The organism is Nocardia fodinahabitans (assembly GCF_052983615.1).
Genome location: NZ_JBRJJC010000001.1, coordinates 7,095,701 through 7,115,588 on the forward strand (window position 1 = coordinate 7,095,701; position 19,888 = coordinate 7,115,588).

Sequence of the window (19,888 nt, forward strand, 5' to 3'; positions counted from 1 at the left end):
TCGGCGGGGCCGGGAATGTGGTTGTGGCCGAAACGTACTCCTGGCGCGGACCCGCGCGCAACAGGACTACCTGCGGTGGATGGTGGCCAGCCAGGCGGGAGTGGCCGCGCTGAAGCGGGTGCGCAGACTCTCCTGTTCGATGGCGGCGATGTCCCACTCGGCCGGATCGAAGGCCACGGTGAGCGCCGCCCGGCTGACCGGGTGCGGGCCGGGGTCGGTGCCGACATCGCCGAAGCACAAGACGTACAGGGTCCCGCCCTCGGCGACGACCGCACCGAGACTGACGGCATAGACAGCCTGTTCGGTGCGGTCGAAGGTATGGAACAGGCCGCTGTCCAGCACCGTCCGGAACCGGCGTTCCAGACCTTCGAGGTGAAGAGCGTCGGCTACCTCGAAGGTGGTGGTGAGGCCACGATTCTCGGCCTGTTTGCGCGCCGCGCTCACCGCGGTCGCCGCCACATCGACACCGTGCACGGTGAATCCGAGTGAGGCGAGATAGAGGGCGTTGTCGCCGGTGCCGCACCCCGCGTCGAGCACCTCGCCGGTGAACCCGCCCGACTCGGCCAACCGGACCACGGCCGGTTGCGGCTGACCGATGTCCCACGGCGCGGGCCCGTCACGATAGGACGCGTCCCACGATTGACCCGACTGCCGCTCGTGACTGGTCGGCGGCCGGTCGGACAGCGGGTCGTCGTCGTATGAACTCATGTCAGCGGATGAAGGTGGCCGCGCGCTCGGCCAGGTCGAGGAGCGGCTGCGGGAAGACACCGAGCACGAGGGTGGCGCCCGCGCTGAACGCCACCACCAGGGTCGTCGCGAACGGGGCCGTGACGGTCGGGGCGTCGGCGGGCGGGTCGGTGAAGAACATCAGCACGATCACCCGGATGTAGAAGAACGCCGCGATCGCACTGCAGATCACGCCGACGATCACCAGGAATGTGTAGCCCGCGCCCGAGGCGGCGGCGAACACCGCGAACTTGCTGACGAAACCACTGGTCAGCGGCAAACCCGCGAACGAGAGCAGCAGCAGCGCGAACACCGAAGCCAGCCACGGGGATCGGCGGCCCAAGCCTGCCCACTGGGACAGTGCCGTCGCCTCGTCACCGGAGGAGTCCCGCACGAGGGTGACGACCGCGAACGCGCCTACCGTCCCCAAGCCGTAGGCCAGCAGATAGAACAGGACCGCGGCGACACCGGCGTCGTCGGCGGCGACCAGGCCGACGAGCAGGAAGCCCGCGTGCGCGATCGAGGAGTACGCCAGCATCCGCTTCACATCGGTCTGGGTGATCGCCATGACCGCGCCGACGACCATCGTCGCCACCGCCACCGCGGCGAGGACCGGCCGCCAATCATCGCGCAGCGGATCGACGGCCACCATCAGCACTCGTATTGTCGCGCCCACCGCGGCGATCTTGGTGGCCGCGGCCATGAACGCGGTGATCGGCGTCGGGGCACCCTGATAGACATCGGGCACCCATGCCTGGAACGGGACCGCGCCGACCTTGAACAGCAGTCCGACGGCCAGCATCCCGAGACCGAGCAAGGCCAGCGTCGCGTTCTCGGGCTGCTTGTCCAGCGCCGCACCGATTCCCGGCAGCGACACGGTCCCGGTCTGCCCGTACAGCAGGGCGACGCCGTAGAGGAAGAACGCCGAGGAGAACGCGCCGAGCAGGAAGTACTTGAGCGCCGCCTCCTGCGAGAGCAAACGCCGGCGCCGCGCCAACCCGCACAGCAGATACAGCGGCAGCGACAACACTTCCAGCGCGACGAACATCGTCAGCAGATCGTTCGACGCGGGGAACAGCAGCAGACCCCCGACCGCGAGCATGGTCAGCGGGAACACCTCGGTGGTCGACACCCCGGCCCGCACCGCGGCGAGCTCGTGCGCGCTGCCCGGGACCGCGGACGCCTGCGGGGTGAACGCGTCGACGCCACGATCGAGCACGGCGGCCGCCCGGCTCCAGGTGCCCGGCCCGCTGCGGGCGCGCGGCACCGCACCACGTTCGGCGATCAACAGCAGACCCAGCAGCGCGACCGACAGGATCGTGCCCTGCAGGAACAAGGTCACCCCGTCGACGGCGACCGCGCCGACCACGGCCGTTCCCGTCGTGCCCGCGAGCAGGACGACGGCGATGAGCGCGCCGATGACCCCGGCGATCCCGAGGATCAGCTGCGTGAGGTACCGATACGGCCGTGGCACGAACGCCTCGACCAGCACGCCGACGACGCCGACCGCCAACACGATCAACATCGGCGCGAGCAGGTGGTATTCGATGCTCGGTGCGGGCAGGGTGGCCGCGAGCTCGTTGATTGTCACGGAGTCCGTCCTCATTTGTGTCCGCCCGCGGGGCGGGTGGCCGCACCTGCTTCGGGAGCGGGAACCGTCGGAGCGGGATCGTGCTTACCGATCGTCGAGAGGGTGTGCCCCACGGCGGGATCCACCAGATCGAGAATCGGTTTCGGGTAGAAGCCGAGCACCAGCAGGGCGGCCAGCAGCGGCACCACCACGGCGAGTTCGCGCGGCACCAGGTCACGCAGGTGTTCGTTGCCCTGCTTCACCGGACCGGTCATCATCCGCTGGTACATCCACAGGACGTAGATCGCGGCCAGCACCAGCGCACCAGTCGCGACGACCGCCGCCACCTGGTACTTGCCGAAGGTGCCGACGAGCACCAGGAATTCGCTGACGAACGGTGCGAGGCCCGGCAGTGACAGGGTGGCCAGACCGGCGATGAAGAAGGTGCCTGCCAGGATCGGCGCGACCTTCTGCACGCCACCGAACTCGGCGATCATCCTGGTGCCGCGCCGCGAGACGAGGAATCCGGCGATGAGGAACAGCGCGGCGGTGGACAGTCCGTGGTTGACCATGTAGAGCGTCGCACCGGATTGCGCCTGGGTGGTCATCGCGAAGATGCCGAGGATGATGAACCCGAAGTGCGAGATCGAGGTGTAGGCGATCAGCCGCATCACGTCGGTCTGGCCGATGGCGAGCAGCGCGCCGTAGAGGATGCCGATCACCGCGAGGGTGATCACCAACGGCGCGAACGTGTCCGAGGCCAGCGGGAACAGCAGCAGGCAGTACCGGAGCATGCCGAACGTGCCGACCTTGTCGACCACCGCCATCATCAGCACCGCGCTCGACGGGGTGGCCGAGACCGCGGCGTCGGGCAGCCACGTGTGCAGCGGCCACAGCGGCGCCTTCACGGCGAAGGCGAACATGAACCCGAGGAACAGCGCGTTGACCACCGCGGTGCTGCCGCCGAGCTGCCCGTTGTTGGCCGCGGCGACGACAGTGCGCAGATCGAAGGTGCCCGCGGTGCCGTCGCCCAGGCCCGCCTGCGCGGTGAGCACGTAGAGCCCGATGACCGCCGCCAGCATGATCAAGCCGCCGAACAGGTTGTACAGCAGGAACTTCACCGCGGCCCGGGAGCGCTGGGCGCGGACGGCGGCGTCGCTGGTACGTGGTCCGAAGCCGCCGATGAGGAAGTACATCGGGATGAGCATGGCCTCGAAGAACACGTAGAACAGCAGGATGTCGAGGGCGAGGAAGGAGATCAGCACCATCGACTCGACCAGCAGCATCAACGCCATGTAGATGTGCGCGGTCTTGCGGCCGTCGCCCGCCGCGGTGTCGTCGTGCCAGCCCGCCAGGATCAGCAACGGCATCAGCACGGCGGTCAGCAGCACCAGCACGGTGGCGATGCCGTCGAGGCCGAGGGTGTAGCCGACGCCGAACGCCGGAATCCATTCGTGCGCTTCGACGAACTGGTACTGGTCGCCGCCGGGATGGAACCGCAGCGCCAGGCTCACCGCCAGTGCGAGCACACCGATCGACACCGCGAACGCCAGCCCACGCGCCACATTCCGGCGCGCGGCGGGTACGGCGAGCACTACCGCCGCGCCGACCGCGGGGGCCAGCCAGAGCGTCGTCAGCCAGGGAAACGAGTTCACCAGTACCTCACCGCCAGCAGGGCAGCGGCCACCAGGGCCGCGCCGGTGAACATGGACAGGGCGTAGGAACGCACGAAACCGGTCTGGATCCGGCGGACCCGCGCGGAGAGCCCGCCGATGCCGGCGGCCGTGCCGTTGACGATCCCGTCGACGCCGCGCGCGTCGAGGAACACCAGGGCGCGGGTGAGGTGACGGCCGGGCCGCTCGAAGGCGGCCTCGTTGATCGCGTCGCCGTAGAGGTCCTTGCGCGCGGCCGTCGTGAACACCGTGACCGGTTCGGGCGCGGTCTCGGGGACCGGGCTTTCGGCGTACTTGCGGTAGGCGATCGCGACACCGATGGCGACCGAGGTCAGGGCCAGCCCCGTCACCACGCCCGCGGGCACGACCGGTTCACCGTGGTGGGAGCCGACGACCGGGGCGAGCCAGTTCTGCAGCGCCGAACCCCACACGAACAGTCCACCCGCGAACACCGAGCCGAACGCGAGCAGGATCATCGGCCCGGTCATCACCGCGGGAGCTTCGTGCGGGTGGGTGTCGGGCTTCCAGCGGCGTTCGCCGAAGAAGGTCATCAGCATCACGCGGGTCATGTAGAACGCGGTGAGCCCGGCGCCGACGAGCGTGACCACGCCGAGCAGGATTCCGGTCGTCCCGCCGTGGTCGAACGCGGCCTCGATGATCTTGTCCTTGGAGAAGAACCCGGAGAACGGCGGCACACCGATGATGGCGAGGTAGCCGAGACCGAAGGTGGCGAAGGTGATCGGCAACAGTGTGCGCAGACCGCCGTAGCGCCGCATATCGGTCTCGTCGTCCATCGCGTGCATCACCGAACCGGCGCCGAGGAACAGCCCGGCCTTGAAGAAACCGTGGGTGAGCAGGTGCATGATCGCGACCGCGTAGCCGGCCGGTCCGAGACCGACGGCCAGGATCATGTAGCCGATCTGGCTCATGGTCGAGGCGGCGAGTGCCTTCTTGATGTCGTCCTTGGCGCAGCCGACGATCGCGCCGAACAGCAAGGTCACCGCGCCGACCGCGATGACCGCGGTGCGGGCATCGGGCGCGAGATCGTAGATCGGGTTGGAGCGGGCGATCAGGTAGACGCCGGCGGTGACCATGGTGGCGGCGTGGATGAGCGCCGAGACCGGGGTGGGGCCCTCCATCGCGTCACCGAGCCAGGACTGCAGCGGTACCTGGGCCGATTTGCCGCACGCGGCGAGCAACAGCAGCAAGCCGATTGCGGTCAGCGTCCCCTCGCTCGCGCCCGGGCTCGCCGCGAACACGGTGCGGAAATCGAACGAGCCGAAGGCGGCGAACATCGTCATCATGGCGATGGCCAGACCCATGTCGCCGACCCGGTTGACGATGAACGCCTTCTTGGCCGCCGTCGCGGCCGAGGGCTTCTCGTACCAGAACCCGATCAGCAGGTAGGACGCCAGGCCGACGCCTTCCCAGCCGAGGTAGAGAACCAGGTAATTGTCGGCCAGGACCAGCACCAGCATGGCGGCCAGGAACAGGTTGAGGTAGCCGAAGAACCGGCGCTTGCCCGGATCGTGGCTCATGTAGCCGATCGAGTAGACGTGGATCAGCGAGCCGACGCCGGTGATGAGCAGCGCGAAACAGATCGAGAGCTGGTCGAGTTGCAGTCCGAACCCGACCTGCAGGTCACCGACCGGCACCCATTCGAACAGTTGCTGGTGGATGGCACGGTCGGCGTCGGACCGGCCGAGCATGCCGATGAACGCGATCACGGCGACGGCGAACGAGGCCACCGCGGCGGCGGTGCCGAGATAGACACCCCACCGGTCGGCGAACCGGCCGAGCAGGAGCAGCAGGATCGCGCCGGCGAGCGGGAAGGCGGGCAGCAGCCACAACGTCGCGGTGCCCATGTCAGAACTTCAGCAGGTTGGCGTCGTCGACCGAGGTCGACCGGCGGGCACGGAAGATCGTCATGATGATGGCCAGGCCGACGACGACCTCGGCGGCGGCGACGACCATGGTGAAGAAGGCGATCACCTGGCCGTCGAGGTTGCCGTGCAGGCGGGCGAAGGTGACGAAGGCCAGGTTCACCGCGTTGAGCATCAGCTCGATGCACATGAACACCACGATGGCGTTGCGGCGCAACAGCACTCCCGCGGCGCCGATGGTGAACAGCAGGGCGGACAGGAACAGGTAGTTCTGGGGGTTCACCGGTTGCCTTCCTCGTCGACCGTCGGGATGACGTCGCTGCCGGCGCTCACCGAGAGCGCGGCGGCCTCGGTGTGCGCGCGGGTGCGGCGGTGGCGCAGGATCGTGCTCACCGAGAGTTCGGCGAAGGTGCCGTCGGGGAGTTGGGCGGGGCTGTCGACAGCGTTGTGCCTGGCGTAGACGCCCGGGGTCGGGAGCGGGGTGGCGCGTTCACCCGCGGTCCGGAAACGGTCGCGCGACATCTCGCGCTGCCCGCGCCGCGGCGTGAACTGTTCGCGATGGGCGAGCACCATCGCGCCGATGGTCGCCGTGATCAGCAACGCGCCGGTCAGCTCGAACGCCCACACGTAGCGCAGGAAGATCAGTTCGGCCAGTTCGGCGATGACGTCACGGCCACCGAAACCGCGGCCGGGGAAGGTGATTCCGCTGCCACGCAGGGCCGCGCCGATCCCGCCGATCAGCAGGAACCCGAATCCGACGCCGACGACGGCGGCCGCGATCCGCTGGCCGCGCAATGTCTCGCGCAGCGATTCGGCCGAGTCGACGCCGACGAGCATCAGCACGAACAGAAACAGCATCATCACCGCGCCGGTGTAGACCACGATCTGCACGACGCCGAGGAACAGCGCGCCCTGGGCGATGTAGAACACCGCCAGCGCGATCATGGTGGCGGCCAGGCACATCGCCGAGTGCACGGCCTTGGCCGCGGTCACCATGCCGAGCGCGCCGAGCACCGCGATCGGTGCGAGCACCCAGAACAGCACCGCCTCCCCGGTGGAGGTGGACGCGACTTCGGCAGCCAGTAGTGCGGTGGTCATCGCAGCACCTCTTCCGACGTGGTGGGACGGACCCGGCCCAGGTAGTAGTCGGCCTCGTCGGTGCCGGGCGCCATCGCGTGCGGCGGGGCGGTCATGCCGTCCTGCAGCGGGGCGAGCAGGCGGTCCTTCTCGTAGATGAGGTCGGCGCGGTTGTCGTCGGTGAGCTCGTATTCGTTGGTCATCGTCAACGCGCGGGTCGGGCACGCCTCGATGCACAGACCGCAGCCGATGCAGCGCAGATAGTTGATCTGGTAGACACGGCCGTAGCGTTCGCCGGGGGAGAAGCGTTCGTCCTCGGTGTTGTCGGCGCCCTCGACGAAGATGGCGTCGGCGGGGCAGGCCCACGCGCACAGTTCGCAGCCGATGCACTTCTCGAGGCCGTCTTCGTACCGGTTGAGCTGGTGGCGGCCGTGGTAGCGCGGCGCGGTCGGCACCTTCTGCTCGGGGTAGGACTCGGTGTTGGGCTTCTTGAACATGGTCGCCGCGGTGACCGCGAAACCGGCGAGGGGTTCGAACAGGCCGATCTCGGGCTGATCATCGGCGGGGCGCGGTGGCATCGGCGGAACCGGGAAGCCCAGAAACACCGGGGATTTCGCCGGCTCCTCCGGGAGCGGTGGCAGGCCCTGGGCCCGGCCCGCGCGCAGGAACATCCCGATCATCGCGGCGGTGATGACGATGCCGACGGTCACCAGGATCGCGGTCTGGCCGGGGATGCCCTCGATGTCGAGGACGCGGGCGCCCGCGACGATCATCACCCACACCAGCGAGGTCGGGATGAGCAGCTTCCAGCCCAGATTCATGAACTGGTCGTAGCGCAGGCGGGGCAGGGTGCCGCGCAGCCAGACGAAGACGAACAGGAACGTCCACACCTTGAGGGTGAACCACAGCAGCGGCCACCAGCCGGAGTTCGCGCCCTCCCACAGGCTGATCGGGAACGGCGCCCGCCAACCACCGAGGAACAGCGTGGTCGCCAGCGCGGACACGGTGGCCATGTTCACGTACTCGGCGAGCATGAACATCGCGAACTTGAGCGAGGAGTACTCGGTGTGGAAACCGCCGACGAGCTCGCCTTCGGCTTCGGGCAGGTCGAACGGCGCGCGGTTGGTCTCGCCGACCATGGACACGCAGTAGATGAGGAACGAGGGCAGCAGCAGGAAGACGTACCAGGTGCCCTCCTGGGCGGTGACGATGCCGGAGGTAGCCATGGTGCCCGAGAGCAGGAACACCGTCGCGAAGGTCAGCGCCATCGCGATCTCGTAGGAGATCACCTGCGCGGTCGAGCGCAGGCCGCCGAGCAGCGGATACGTCGAGCCCGACGACCAGCCGGCGAGCACGATGCCGTACACGCCGATGGAGGTGATGGCGAGGATGTAGAGGACACCGACGGGCATGTCGGTCAGTTGCAGGGCGGTGCGCTGGCCGAAGATCGACACCTCGGGGCCGAACGGGATCACCGCGAACGCCATGAACGCCGGGATCACCGAGATGATCGGGGCGAGCACGAAGATCGGCTTGTCCACGATGGCCGGGATGATGTCTTCCTTGAGCGCCATCTTCACGCCGTCGGCGATCGACTGGAACATGCCGCCGGGACCGATCCGGTTGGGGCCCACGCGCATCTGCATCCACGCGACGACTTTGCGTTCGGCGTAGACCGCGATCAGCGGCACCAGCATCAGATAGATGAACACGCCCAGCGCCTTGACGATCACCAGCCAGAGCGGGTCGGTGCCGAAGACAGGTGCGGCGTCGGCTGCCAAGTGCAGCACGGGATCACTCATGACGGTGTTCCTTCATCCTGTCGTCGGCGCGGCGCAGGCGCACCACGGCGCCGGGCGTCACGCCGAGCGTGGCGGCGACCGTCGAACCGGCGGAGTGCAGCGGCAGCCACACCACCCGGTCGGGCAGGTCCGTGATCATCAGCGGCACGGTGATCTCGCCGCGGTCGGTGGAGACGATGACGTGATCGGCGTCGGCCGCTTCGATCTCGGCGGCGGTCGCCGCCGAGAGCCGGGCCACCGGCGGGCGGGCCACGCCGGCGAGGTTGGCTTCGCCGTCCTGCATGCGGCCCGCGTCGAGCAGCATCCGCCAGCCGGCCAGCACCGCGGTGCCGATGCCGGGCACCGGTCGGGTCTGGCTGGTCAGCTCCGGCGCGGCGATCGGCGTGCCGTTCCACGCGCCGAGGAGGTCGAGCTCGCTGCGCGCGGACGCGGTGTCGGGCAGGTTGATCGGCGTCCCCATCTCGGCGGCCAGCGAGTGCAGCACCCGCAGGTCCGACAGCGGCGCGGCGGCGCGGCGGGTCGTGTCGAGCGGCGCGGCGGCGAACGGGCGCGGCCTGCCCTCCCAGGTGCGGAAGGTGCCGGACTTCTCCATGACGGGCGCGATCGGGAACACGACGTCGGCGCGTTCGGTGACGGCGCTGTGCCGCAACTCCAGGCTGACGACGAACCGCGCGGCATCGATGGCGGCCAGTGCGGCCGCCGGGTCGGGCAGGTCGTCGGGGTCCACACCACCGATGACCAGCGCACCGAGCTGAGGCGCGCTCGCCAGGATGCCCGCGGTGTCGCGGCCGAGCGTGACGGGCAGGTCCTCGGCCTGCCAGCGGTGCCGAACCTGTTGCCGCGCGGCGGGATCGACCACCGGCCTGCCGCCGGGCAGCAAGCTGGGCAGGGCTCCCGCTTCGAGCGCACCGCGTTCGCCGGCCCGGCGCGGCACCCAGGCGAGTCCGGCGCCGGTGGCATCGACGAGGCGGACCACGGCCGACAGCGCACCGGGGCTGCCCGCCAGCCGTTCACCCGCCAGCACGACCGCGCCCGGACTGCGCAGCAGCGCCATCAACTCGGCCGCGTCCGCCGAGGTCTCGGCGGCGATGGCGTCGAGGACATCGGCTTCGCCGCACGGCGGGGTCTGGATCAGCGCGCCCGACATCCGTTCGAGGCCGCGCGAGGCGAACGGCGCCAGCGACACCACGCGCAGCCCGCGGGTTCTCGCTGCCTTGCGCAGTCGCAGGTAGACGATCGGGGATTCCTCTTCGGGCTCGAATCCCACCAGCAGCACGACCGGCGCGGCGGCCAGCGCCGCGTAGTCGACAGCCACGCCGTGCCCGGCGACGCGGGCGGCGAGGAAGCGTTCCTCCTCCTCGGAATGCACGCGGCTACGGAAGTCGATGTCGTTGGTGGCGAGGACCATTCGCGCGAACTTGTTGTAGGCGTAGGCGTCCTCCTCGGTGACCCGGCCGCCGACGAGCACGCCCGCGTTGCCGATCGCCGCTCGCAGCCCCGTCGCCGCGGCGGCCAGCGCCTCGGACCAGGAGGCCGGGGCCAGCACGCCGTCCCAGCCGCGCACCAGCGGTGTGGTCAGGCGGTCGCGTTCGGTGGCGTAGGTGAAGGCCCACCGGCCCTTGTCGCAGTTCCATTCCTCGTTGACCTGCGGATCGTCACCGGCCAAGCGGCGCAGCACCTTTCCGCGACGATGGTCGGTGCGCTGAGCACACCCGGACGCACAGTGCTCGCACACGCTCGGGGTGGACACCAGGTCGAACGGGCGGGCCCGGAAGCGATAGGAGGTGCCGGTGAGCGCACCCACCGGGCAGATCTGCACCGTGTTGCCGGAGAAGTAGGAGTCCAGCGGTTCGGCCTGGGCGATGCCGACCTGTTGCAGCGCACCGCGATCCATCAGTTCGATGAACGGATCACCGGCGACCTGCTGGGAGAATCGGGTGCATCGCGCGCACAGGACGCAGCGTTCGCGGTCCAGCAGGACCGCCGAGGACAGCGGGATCGGTTTCGGATAGGTGCGCTTCTCCCCGTCGAACCGGGATTCGGCGCTGCCGGTAGACATCGCCTGGTTCTGCAACGGGCATTCGCCGCCCTTGTCGCAGACCGGACAGTCCAGGGGATGGTTGATCAGCAGCAGTTCCATCACCCCGCGCTGCGCCTTCTCGGCGACGGGGGAGCTGAGCTGGGTGCGCACGATCATGCCGTCAGTGACCGGAATCGTGCAGGACGCCACCGGCTTGCGCTGTCCCTCCACCTCGACCAGGCACTGCCGGCACGCGCCGACCGGGTCGAGCAGCGGATGATCGCAGAAGCGGGGGATCTGCACGCCGACCAGTTCGGCGGCGCGGATCAGCAACGTGCCCGCGGGTACCTGAACGGTGGTGTCGTCGATGGTGACACTCACCAGATCCGCGGGAACCACGCCGCTGCTGTTGCCTGGCGCGATGGCTGTCATCGGTCCTCATTCCCTGCCGAGGCCCACACCGTGGCGCGGGCCGGATCGAACGGGCAGCCGCCGCGGCGCTGATGCTCGAGGTACTCGTCGCGGAAGTACTTCAACGAGGAGAAGATCGGGCTGGCCGCGCCGTCTCCGAGCGCGCAGAACGATTTGCCGTTGATGTTGTCGGCGATATCGGCGAGTTTGTCGAGGTCGGCCTCGGTGCCCTGACCGGCTTCGAGCCTGCGCAGCAGCTGCACGAGCCAGTAGGTGCCCTCGCGGCACGGTGTGCACTTGCCGCAGGATTCGTGGGCGTAGAACTCGGTCCAACGCAGGACTGCACGCACGACGCAGGTGGTGTCGTCGAAGATCTGCAAGGCCTTGGTGCCCAACATGGATCCGGCGGCGGCGACACCTTCGTAGTCCAGGGCGACATCGAGGTGCTCGGCGGTGAACAGCGGCGTCGACGAACCGCCCGGTGTCCAGAACTTCAGGGTGTGTCCGGCCCGCACGCCACCGGCGTAGCCGAGCAGTTCCCGCAGGGTGATCCCCAGCGGGGCCTCGTACTGGCCCGGCCGCGCGACATGCCCCGACAACGAGTACAGGGTGAACCCCGGCGACTTCTCGCTGCCCATCGACCGGAACCACTCGGTGCCCTTGCGCAGGATCGACGGCACGCTGGCGATGGATTCCACATTGTTGACGACCGTCGGGCACGCGTAGAGCCCGGCCACCGCCGGGAAAGGCGGGCGCAGTCGCGGCTGACCACGCCTGCCTTCGAGCGAATCGAGCAGTGCGGTTTCCTCGCCGCAGATATAGGCGCCCGCACCGGCGTGCACGATCAGTTCCAGGTCGAATCCCGATCCCAGGATGTTCCGCCCGAGGTAGCCCGCGGCGTAGGCCTCCGCGACCGCGGCCTGGAGCCTGCGCAGTACCGGCACCACTTCGCCGCGCACATAGATGAAGGCGGTGGCGGCGCGGATCGCGTAGGCGGCGATGACCACCCCTTCGATCAGGGTGTGCGGGGTAGCCAGCATCAGCGGAATGTCTTTGCAGGTACCGGGTTCGGACTCGTCGGCGTTGACGACGAGATAGTGCGGTGTGGTCGTGCCGTCGGGGCCGGGACCCTGCGGGATGAACGACCACTTCATGCCGGTCGGGAAGCCCGCGCCGCCGCGTCCGCGCAGGCCGGCGTCTTTCACCGTCTGGATCACGTCGTCGGGGGCCATCCGCACGGCGGCACGGAGTCCTTCGTAGCCGCCGGTGGCGCGATAGCTGTCGAGGGTCCAGGACCGCGGGCGGTCCCAGTGTTCGCTGAGAACGGGGGTGAGGGTCGTCATCTCATTCCCCCTGTCCGGCGGAATCGGATTCCGCGACAGTGGTTTCCGTGGCGTGCAGCCCGGCGAGAGTGGCCGCGCCCGGTGCGCCGTCGATGGCGCCGGGACGTTCGTCGGGGAAACCGGCCAGGATGCGGGCGGTTTCCCGGAAAGTGCACAGCGGCGCGCCCCGCGTGGGGCGCACCTGGTGCCCCGCGCGGAGGGCGTCGGTGATCGCACGCGCCGACTCCGGGGTCTGGTTGTCGAAGAACTCCCAGTTCACCATCATCACCGGCGCGTAATCGCAGGCGGCGTTGCACTCGACGTGCTCGAGGGTGATGGCGCCGTCGGCGGTGGTTTCGCCGTGGCGGACACCCAAATGTTGTTGCAGCGCTTCGTAGATGGCGTCGCCGCCGAGGACCGCGCACAGGGTGTTGGTACACACGCCGACGTGGTAGTCCCCGGTCGGGGTGCGCCGGTACATCGAGTAGAAGGTCGCGACGGCGGTCACCTCGGCGCCGGTGAGACCGAGACTGTCGGCGCAGAAGTCGATTCCGGTGCCGGTCACGTATCCCTCTTCGGCCTGCACCAGATGCAGCAGCGGCAGCAGCGCCGAGCGCGGGTGCGGGTACCGGGCGATGATCTCCTTGGCGTCGACTTCGAGTCGTTGCCGCACGTGCGGCGGATACGGTTCCGGCCTGGTGGTGAGGTTCAGTTCGATCTTCATCGGTCCACTCCGCCCATGACGGGGTCGATGCTGGCGACCGAGGCGATGACGTCGGCGACCATGCCGCCCTCGCACATCGCGGCCACCGCTTGCAGATTGGTGAACGAGGGATCGCGGTAGTGCACCCGGTACGGACGGGTGCTGCCATCGCTGACCATGTGCACCCCGAGCTCACCGCGTGGTGACTCCACCGCCGTGTACACCTGGCCCGCGGGCACCCGCATCCCCTCGGTGACGAGCTTGAAGTGATGGATCAGCGACTCCATCGAGGTCCCCATGATCTTGCCGATGTGCTTGGGCGAGTTGCCCAGTCCGTCCGGACCGAGCTGCAGGTCGGCGGGCCAGGCGATCTTCTTGTCGTCGACCATGACCGGGCCGGGCCGCAGCCGGTCGAGGCACTGTTCGACGATCTCGAGCGACTCGCGCATCTCGGCGACGCGGATCAGGTAGCGGCCGTAGCAGTCGCACCCGGTGGTCGTCGGGATGTCGAATTCGTAGTTCTCGTAACCGCAGTACGGTGCAGACTTGCGCAGGTCGTGGGGCAGACCGGTGGCGCGCAAGACCGGGCCGGTGATGCCGAGTGCCATGCAGCCGGTGAGGTCGAGGTAGCCGATGTCCTGGGTGCGCTTCTTCCAGATCGGGTTGGCGCTGAGCAGGTGCTCCATGTCGCGCAACCGTCCCGGCATGATCTCCAGGAGCTCGCGCACCTTGGTGACGCCGTCGTCGGGCAGGTCCTGGGCAAGGCCGCCGGGGCGGATGAAAGCGTGGTTCATCCGTAGGCCGGTGATGGTCTCGAACACGTCGAGGATCAGTTCGCGTTCGCGGAAACCGAACAGCATCGGGGTGAGCGCTCCCAGTTCCATGCCGCCGGTCGCCAGCGCGACCAGGTGCGAGGAGATCCGGTTGAGCTCCATCAGCAGGACGCGCACGACGGTGGCGCGCTCGGGGATCTGCTCGGTGATGTCGAGCAGTTTCTCCACGCCGAGGCAGTAGGCGGTCTCGTTGAAGAACGGGGACAGGTAGTCCATCCGGGTCACGAACGTGACGCCCTGGATCCAGTTGCGGAATTCCAGGTTCTTCTCGATGCCGGTGTGCAGGTAGCCGATGCCGCAGCGGGCCTCGGTGACGGTCTCGCCTTCGATCTCGAGGATCAGGCGCAGCACCCCGTGCGTCGACGGGTGCTGCGGTCCCATGTTGACGACGATGCGTTCTTCGCCGCCGCCTGCGATCACTTCGCTGACCTGGTCCCAGTCCTGGCCTGCGACGGTGACGACCTGCGGTTCGTCGCGGCGGAAATCGGTGTCGGTCATCAGCTGTAGGCCCTCCGCTCGTCGGGCGGCGGTATCCGCGCGCCCTTGTACTCCACCGGGATCCCGCCGAGCGGGTAGTCCTTGCGCTGCGGATGGCCGCGCCAGTCGTCGGGCATGGTGATGCGGGTGAGGGAGGGGTGCCCGTCGAAGAGGATGCCGAAGAAGTCGTAGGTCTCGCGTTCGTGCCAGTCGGTGGTCGGATACACCGAGAACAGCGAGGGGATGTGCGGATCGGCGTCGGGGGCCGACACTTCCAGCCGGATCCGCCGGTTGTGCGTGATCGACATCAGGTGATAGACCGCGTGCAGTTCACGACCCTCGTCGTCGGGGTAGTGCACGCCGTTGACGCCGAGGCACAGTTCGAAACGCAGCGAGGTGTCGTCGCGCAGCGCGCTCGCGACGGCGACGAGGTGCTCGCGCCGAACGTGCAGGGTGATCTCGTCGCGGAAGACGACGATCTTCTCGATCGCGGTGTCGAGCGCGATCACCCGGTGGGTCAGCGCGGCGCGCAGGGTGCCGACGAAGGCGTCGAACCAGCCGCCGTAGGGCGGTGGGGTGCCTGCGGGCAGCGCGACGGGAGTGACCAGGCCGCCATAGCCGGAGGTGTCGCCGGTGCCGGTGACACCGAACATGCCGCGCCGGGTGCCGATCACCTCGTCCTCGGGCGGGGCGGGCGGCTCGGGCGCTGACGGAGTCTCGTCCGGAATGTCTTGTCCCGCAGTGCTGTCGGCGTTGTCGGGAGCGTCGAAGGTCATCGCAGCAGGCCCTCCATCCGGATGGTCGGCGTGCTCGCCAGCGCGGCCTGTTCGGCGGCGCGGATCGCTTCCTCGCGGTTGACGCCCATCGGCATCTCGGCGATCTTGGCGTGCAGCGCGAGGATCGCGTTGAGCAGCATCTCCGGTCGCGGCGGGCAGCCGGGCAGGTAGATGTCGACCGGGACGATGTGGTCGACGCCCTGCACGATCGCGTAGTTGTTGAACATGCCGCCCGAAGAGGCGCACACGCCCATGGCGAGCACCCATTTCGGCTCGGTCATCTGGTCGTAGACCTGACGCAGGACCGGGGCCATCTTCTGGCTCACCCGGCCCGCCACGATCATCAGATCGGCCTGGCGTGGGGAGGCGCGGAACGCCTCCATACCGAAGCGGGCGATATCGAATCGCCCCGCGCCGGTGGCCATCATCTCGATCGCGCAGCAGGCCAGGCCGAACGTCGCGGGCCAGACCGAGCCCTTACGCAGGTAGCCGGCGAAATCTTCGACGGTGCTCAGCAGGAACCCGCTGGGCAGTTTCTCTTCGAGACCCATTATTTCCCACTCATTCCCAGCTGAGGCCGCCGCGCCGCCACTCGTAGGCGTAGGCGACCGACACATTGACGATGAACAGCGCCATCGCGGCGAGACCGAAGAGCCCGAGCGCATCGAAGTGCACGGCCCACGGGTAGAGGAACACGATCTCGATGTCGAAGATGATGAACAACATCGCGGTGAGGTAGTACTTCACCGGAAAGCGCTGTCCCGTCGCGTTTCCGGGGCCGCCCGCGATGGCATGCGGGGTCGGCTCGATGCCGCATTCGTAGGGTTCCAGCTTGGCCCTGTTGTATCGCTTCGGGCCGATCAGCGCCGCCATGATGACGGAGAACACCGCGAACGCAGCGGCGATGGCGCCGAGAACGAGCGCGGGCACCTCGATATTCACGACTGCTTTCCCCTCCTCGCTGGAGCAGGTCGAGCCGTGTGGCCCGGCCGCGGACGGCAGCTTTGGCGAGACGGGGCCGACAACGTTGTCCGCCGATACGGGGCTCGCGCAAGGCTGTGCAGCGATGGCGGAGCGTTATACAGGAGCCCGCGCTCGTGTGAGCTAGAGCACAGAGTACCGCCGTTGTGGGGGTGCGCCGCGCGTTTCCGGGGCGGGGTTTGATCGATTTCGATACAGCGATTCATGAGCGATCCGGGGGTAATCCCGGATCGGCGCACGCCACATAACCACTGGTGTTACCAGTGGTAATAGGCAGAACTGTGGGGTGTGGGACTATCCGAAGGGTCGGGACGATCCCCGGAGATCGCCGGTCAGCGGGCGAGCAGGATGCTGGTCACCGCGTGCGTGAGCTGTATGGGGTCGATCGGGTGCGAGACCGCGGCCTCGGCGCGCGACCAGTTCGCCAGCCAGGCGTCGTCGGGCCTGCCGGTCAGCACGACCACCGGGGGGCACTGGTCGATCTCGTCCTTGAGCTGCTTGGCGATGCCGAGACCGCCCGCCGGCGCGGACTCACCATCCAGGATCGCCAGATCGATCCCGCCGGCGTCCATCTGCTCGATGACCACGGGCGCCGTGGCGACCTCGAAGAAGTCGAGCTCCGGCAGATCGGGGCGCGGCTTACGGCCCAGCGCGAGGATCACCTGTTGCCTGGTGTCGGCATCGTTGCTGTAGACCAGCACGCGCAGCGGGGTGGAACCATTCGATTCGGCCACGCTCGGATCGTACGTCCGCGCGGGCGCGCGGCGTGGCAGGTTCGCTGGATCGGCCGGTTGGCCTGCGGGCCAACCGAGTCCAGCGCAGGCCCGTGGCGGCTACCAGTCCCCGTCCTGGACCTTCTTGGCGCCCAAAGGGATCACCGGAAGTGGTTGTTCGATCGGCGGATTGGGCTGCTCGTCGGCCAGCCACTCGCCCGTGGGTTTCACGTCGGTGAGCTCGGCCGAGGGGGCCAGGTCGTCGGCGTCGGCGGCGTAGTAGTCGAACCACGGGAGATTGTGCTGGGCGTAGGCCTGGGCGGTGATCGGTGTCGGCGGTGCCGGTTCACCCGTGATCTGCTGCCATTCGGCGGCCGAGGCGAGGTGAACGAAGACGCGGCCGTCGGTCTCGGCGTGATAGTCCTCGATCGACCTGCGGTCGGCGAAGATCTCCTGCCGCATGGTGCCACTCGCGCCGAGTCCCATCTTCCTGGCCGCACCGCGCATCCGGGCCGCGCTGGTGGGTGCGGCGGCCTGCGGCGGCCCGCCCGGTGCGGGACCGGAGAACACGGCACCAGGCGGCGGCGCGCTGACCGGCATCGGCGCGCCGTAGACCGGCTCCCCGGACTGCCAGGGCGGGGTGGGCACGGCGCGCAGGGCCCGTTGGCGGGCTTCCTCGGCGGCGCGCCAGGCGGCGCGCGCGACATCGGTGAGTCCGTGCACGGCGAGCTGCACGCCACCCCACTGCTCGACGCCGGTCACCTGGCCTTCGACGGTCGCGCCGAGCCCGAGCGGTACGGCCACGAACTGCCGGACCGTGCCGTCGCCGGAATTGATGCCGTCCATCCACGGCTGTTCGGGCAGCGCGAGGTAGTTCTGCGGGTCCTGGCCGATGGTCTCGCTCCACGGTTTCCCGGAGACCGCGCAGACCTTGCCGACGCCGACCTTCAGCGCCGCGGGCGCGGTCGCCGAGAACCGCAGCCACATGGCCTCACGCTGGTACACCGGCAGCATCACCCCGCCGCGCCGACGCCACTCCTCGGGCACCGTGCCGGGGTAGTCGGCAACCCGGCGCAGCGGAAAGCTGCCGAGACCGGGCGGCAGCGGATAGGTGCCCGTCTCGGGCAGCCGCAAGGTGCGCACGAACGTCACCCGCACGCCACCCGGCAGTTCGAGCGCATCCCCCGACAGCGTCACTTCCGTTGTCATGTCCCACCCCTTCGATCGATTGCGCGCAGACGATGGACCCGCCCCTGCCGAGGACCGTACTCGTGGCGGCGGTGACCGTCCACGGCGTTGCCGTCAGTGCCGCGGCGGCAGTCCGAACTCGGCGCGGATGCCCGCGAACAGGACCTCGACCTGGTCGCCGAACGTGATCGCGGCTTCGTTGAGCGCCGAGAGCGCGCCCTGGAGCGGATCGGCGAGGCGTGCGTGGAACAGCGTGTTGACGGCGTAGTGCGGCCGGCTGATGTTGCCGCGGTCGTAGGGATTCGAGCGCGCGGGACGGTCGAGGACTATTCGGACGGTGGACTCGAACTGGGCCGCGTCGGGGCCGTACTCGTCCACGTCCAACCGGGCGAAGGTCGCGGAGGCGTCCTGGAAGTGCTCGGGGAACGGGTCGCCGGATCGCAGCGCCGCGAGCGCGGGACGGACCCACGGTCGGTCCGCGAGTCCGGCGTACTCGTAGGCCCGCTCGGCGCAGAACACACTCAGCGCACGGAGCTGGCCGGCGTCCATCTCCGCGATCGACTCGGCGAGAGCCCGGTCGAATCCGGCCAGTTCGCGAGCAGAGTAGACGTCGGCGAGCGCGGCGATCGGCTCGTCACCCGCGGACGGGCCCGCGGCGAGCGCCGCCTCGAGCAGGGCCAGTTCGGTGTCTTCCTCGCCCTCGCCGCCGTGCAGGACGAACTGGCCGTAGTCGAGAGCCAGTTCCCAGCGGTGTTCCAGGGCGAGGTCCGCGTCGCGAGTCATGGGCGGCATCGTGACACGGTGCACCGACAGGGTTCCGGAGCCGCCGATCAGCCACGTTGTTGTTGCTATGACAAAAACCAGTGGCGGGCTGAAAGTCTCGCCGGTTATGGTCACGACGATGACGAAGAAATGGCACCACGTGGCCGTGGTGAACGAAGAAATCTCCGACCGAGGCACCTACCGGACCGCCGACGGAGTGGCTGTCGAGATCGGTGCGGCACTGATGGCGGCGCGACAGGGAACGGTGTCCTACCCACCGTCGCGGTTGGACGAGATGGTCCGCACGACAACACCCGGCGCGGGACCGGTCGCCATCGACGTGACCGGCGAAGGCAGTATGGAGACGGCCCGGCGACTGCACAGCGCCGGTATCGACGGGCGGATCGGGGTCCTCAACTTCGCCTCGGCACGCAATCCTGGAGGCGGGTACCTCCGTGGCGCACGGGCCCAGGAGGAAGACCTGTGCCGCAGCGCGCTGCTGTACACCTGCCTGCTGGAGGCGCCGGACTACTATGCGGCGCACCGTGCGTCGCCGGATCTCGCCTACAGCCACCGCGTGATCGTCTCGCCGGATGTGCCGGTGATCCGCGATGATCAGGGCGCACTGGCCGAGCCCTTTCCGGTGACCTTCCTGACCTCACCCGCGCCCAATGCCGGCGAACTGGCGCGGCGGACGGCGACTGTCGACGTGGCTCCGCTGCTGACCGAACGGGCCGAACGTGTGATCGCGGCCGCGGTGCGGCACGACGTGCGCGCGCTGGTACTCGGGGCGTGGGGGTGCGGAGTGTTCCGCAACGATCCCGTCCAGGTGGCCGCCGCCTTCGATGCGGCACTGGCGAAGTGGGGTGCGGCGTTCGACCGCGTGGTGTTCGCCGTGTGGGATCGGGCGGCGGTGTCGGCCAACCGCGCGGCCTTCGAGGCTCGCTTCGGTGTCGCTCGATAACGGCCGA

General features: G+C 68.9%; 18 protein-coding genes and 1 pseudogene. 1 reads left to right on the top strand and 18 read right to left on the bottom strand.

Annotated features, from left to right (window positions below; genetic code table 11):
- Positions 1-66: 66 nt before the first annotated feature.
- From NV348_RS33455 to NV348_RS33540, 18 genes and pseudogenes are all read right to left on the bottom strand, one after another.
- On the bottom strand, positions 67-708 hold the full coding sequence (locus tag NV348_RS33455; RefSeq protein ID WP_447150482.1) for a class I SAM-dependent methyltransferase: 642 nt from the start codon (positions 706-708) through the stop codon (positions 67-69).
- Position 709: 1 nt separating this feature from the next.
- Positions 710-2,332, bottom strand: a complete 1,623-nt coding sequence (nuoN, locus tag NV348_RS33460) for an NADH-quinone oxidoreductase subunit NuoN (protein WP_447150483.1) — start codon at positions 2,330-2,332, stop codon at positions 710-712.
- A complete protein-coding gene (locus NV348_RS33465) occupies positions 2,329-3,951 on the bottom strand; it encodes an NADH-quinone oxidoreductase subunit M (protein ID WP_447150484.1) in 1,623 nt (540 codons plus the stop codon). The genes nuoN and NV348_RS33465 overlap by 4 nt, the downstream gene beginning before the upstream one ends.
- Positions 3,948-5,834 (bottom strand): NADH-quinone oxidoreductase subunit L, encoded by a 1,887-nt coding sequence (nuoL, locus tag NV348_RS33470; RefSeq protein WP_447150485.1) that lies wholly within the window; start codon positions 5,832-5,834, stop codon positions 3,948-3,950. Before nuoL ends, NV348_RS33465 begins: the two co-directional genes overlap by 4 nt.
- 1 nt (position 5,835) lies before the next feature.
- Positions 5,836-6,135 carry an NADH-quinone oxidoreductase subunit NuoK gene (gene nuoK / locus NV348_RS33475; RefSeq protein ID WP_447150486.1) on the bottom strand — a complete coding sequence of 100 codons (300 nt, stop codon included), beginning with the start codon at positions 6,133-6,135 and terminating at the stop codon, positions 5,836-5,838.
- On the bottom strand, positions 6,132-6,950 hold the full coding sequence (locus tag NV348_RS33480) for an NADH-quinone oxidoreductase subunit J (RefSeq protein ID WP_447150487.1): 819 nt from the start codon (positions 6,948-6,950) through the stop codon (positions 6,132-6,134). Before NV348_RS33480 ends, nuoK begins: the two co-directional genes overlap by 4 nt.
- A complete protein-coding gene (gene nuoI / locus NV348_RS33485; protein WP_447151208.1) occupies positions 6,947-7,507 on the bottom strand; it encodes an NADH-quinone oxidoreductase subunit NuoI in 561 nt (186 codons plus the stop codon). Before nuoI ends, NV348_RS33480 begins: the two co-directional genes overlap by 4 nt.
- Positions 7,502-8,731, bottom strand: a pseudogene (gene nuoH / locus NV348_RS33490) (NADH-quinone oxidoreductase subunit NuoH); the annotation flags it as partial. The pseudogene nuoH and the gene nuoI, both read right to left, overlap by 6 nt.
- Entirely contained in the window at positions 8,724-11,183 is a 2,460-nt protein-coding gene (locus NV348_RS33495; RefSeq protein ID WP_447150488.1) for an NADH-quinone oxidoreductase subunit G, read from the bottom strand. The gene NV348_RS33495 and the pseudogene nuoH, both read right to left, overlap by 8 nt.
- Positions 11,180-12,505 carry an NADH-quinone oxidoreductase subunit NuoF gene (gene nuoF, locus NV348_RS33500; protein WP_447150489.1) on the bottom strand — a complete coding sequence of 442 codons (1,326 nt, stop codon included), beginning with the start codon at positions 12,503-12,505 and terminating at the stop codon, positions 11,180-11,182. Before nuoF ends, NV348_RS33495 begins: the two co-directional genes overlap by 4 nt.
- A 1-nt stretch (position 12,506) precedes the next feature.
- Entirely contained in the window at positions 12,507-13,208 is a 702-nt protein-coding gene (nuoE, locus tag NV348_RS33505) for an NADH-quinone oxidoreductase subunit NuoE (RefSeq protein ID WP_447150490.1), read from the bottom strand.
- Positions 13,205-14,518, bottom strand: a complete 1,314-nt coding sequence (locus tag NV348_RS33510; protein WP_447150491.1) for an NADH-quinone oxidoreductase subunit D — start codon at positions 14,516-14,518, stop codon at positions 13,205-13,207. The genes nuoE and NV348_RS33510 overlap by 4 nt, the downstream gene beginning before the upstream one ends.
- A complete protein-coding gene (locus tag NV348_RS33515) occupies positions 14,518-15,273 on the bottom strand; it encodes an NADH-quinone oxidoreductase subunit C (RefSeq protein ID WP_447150492.1) in 756 nt (251 codons plus the stop codon). Before NV348_RS33515 ends, NV348_RS33510 begins: the two co-directional genes overlap by 1 nt.
- The gene (locus tag NV348_RS33520) at positions 15,270-15,824 is read right to left on the bottom strand and encodes a NuoB/complex I 20 kDa subunit family protein (RefSeq protein WP_019047013.1); all 555 of its coding nucleotides are present in this window, start codon (positions 15,822-15,824) and stop codon (positions 15,270-15,272) included. The genes NV348_RS33515 and NV348_RS33520 overlap by 4 nt, the downstream gene beginning before the upstream one ends.
- Positions 15,825-15,834: 10 nt before the next feature.
- Positions 15,835-16,215, bottom strand: a complete 381-nt coding sequence (locus NV348_RS33525) for an NADH-quinone oxidoreductase subunit A (RefSeq protein WP_189028737.1) — start codon at positions 16,213-16,215, stop codon at positions 15,835-15,837.
- Positions 16,216-16,586: 371 nt separating this feature from the next.
- On the bottom strand, positions 16,587-16,988 hold the full coding sequence (locus tag NV348_RS33530) for an Rv3143 family two-component system response regulator (protein WP_447150493.1): 402 nt from the start codon (positions 16,986-16,988) through the stop codon (positions 16,587-16,589).
- 99 nt (positions 16,989-17,087) lie between these two features.
- Positions 17,088-18,176, bottom strand: coding sequence for a hypothetical protein (locus NV348_RS33535; protein WP_447150494.1), 1,089 nt, complete (start codon positions 18,174-18,176; stop codon positions 17,088-17,090).
- A 93-nt stretch (positions 18,177-18,269) separates the two neighbouring features.
- The gene (locus NV348_RS33540) at positions 18,270-18,938 is read right to left on the bottom strand and encodes a hypothetical protein (RefSeq protein WP_447150495.1); all 669 of its coding nucleotides are present in this window, start codon (positions 18,936-18,938) and stop codon (positions 18,270-18,272) included.
- Positions 18,939-19,056: 118 nt separating this feature from the next.
- Between NV348_RS33540 and NV348_RS33545 the strand changes: the two genes are divergently transcribed.
- Positions 19,057-19,881: a TIGR02452 family protein gene (locus tag NV348_RS33545; RefSeq protein WP_447150496.1), complete on the top strand. Its 825-nt coding sequence runs from the start codon at positions 19,057-19,059 to the stop codon at positions 19,879-19,881.
- Positions 19,882-19,888: the final 7 nt, after the last annotated feature.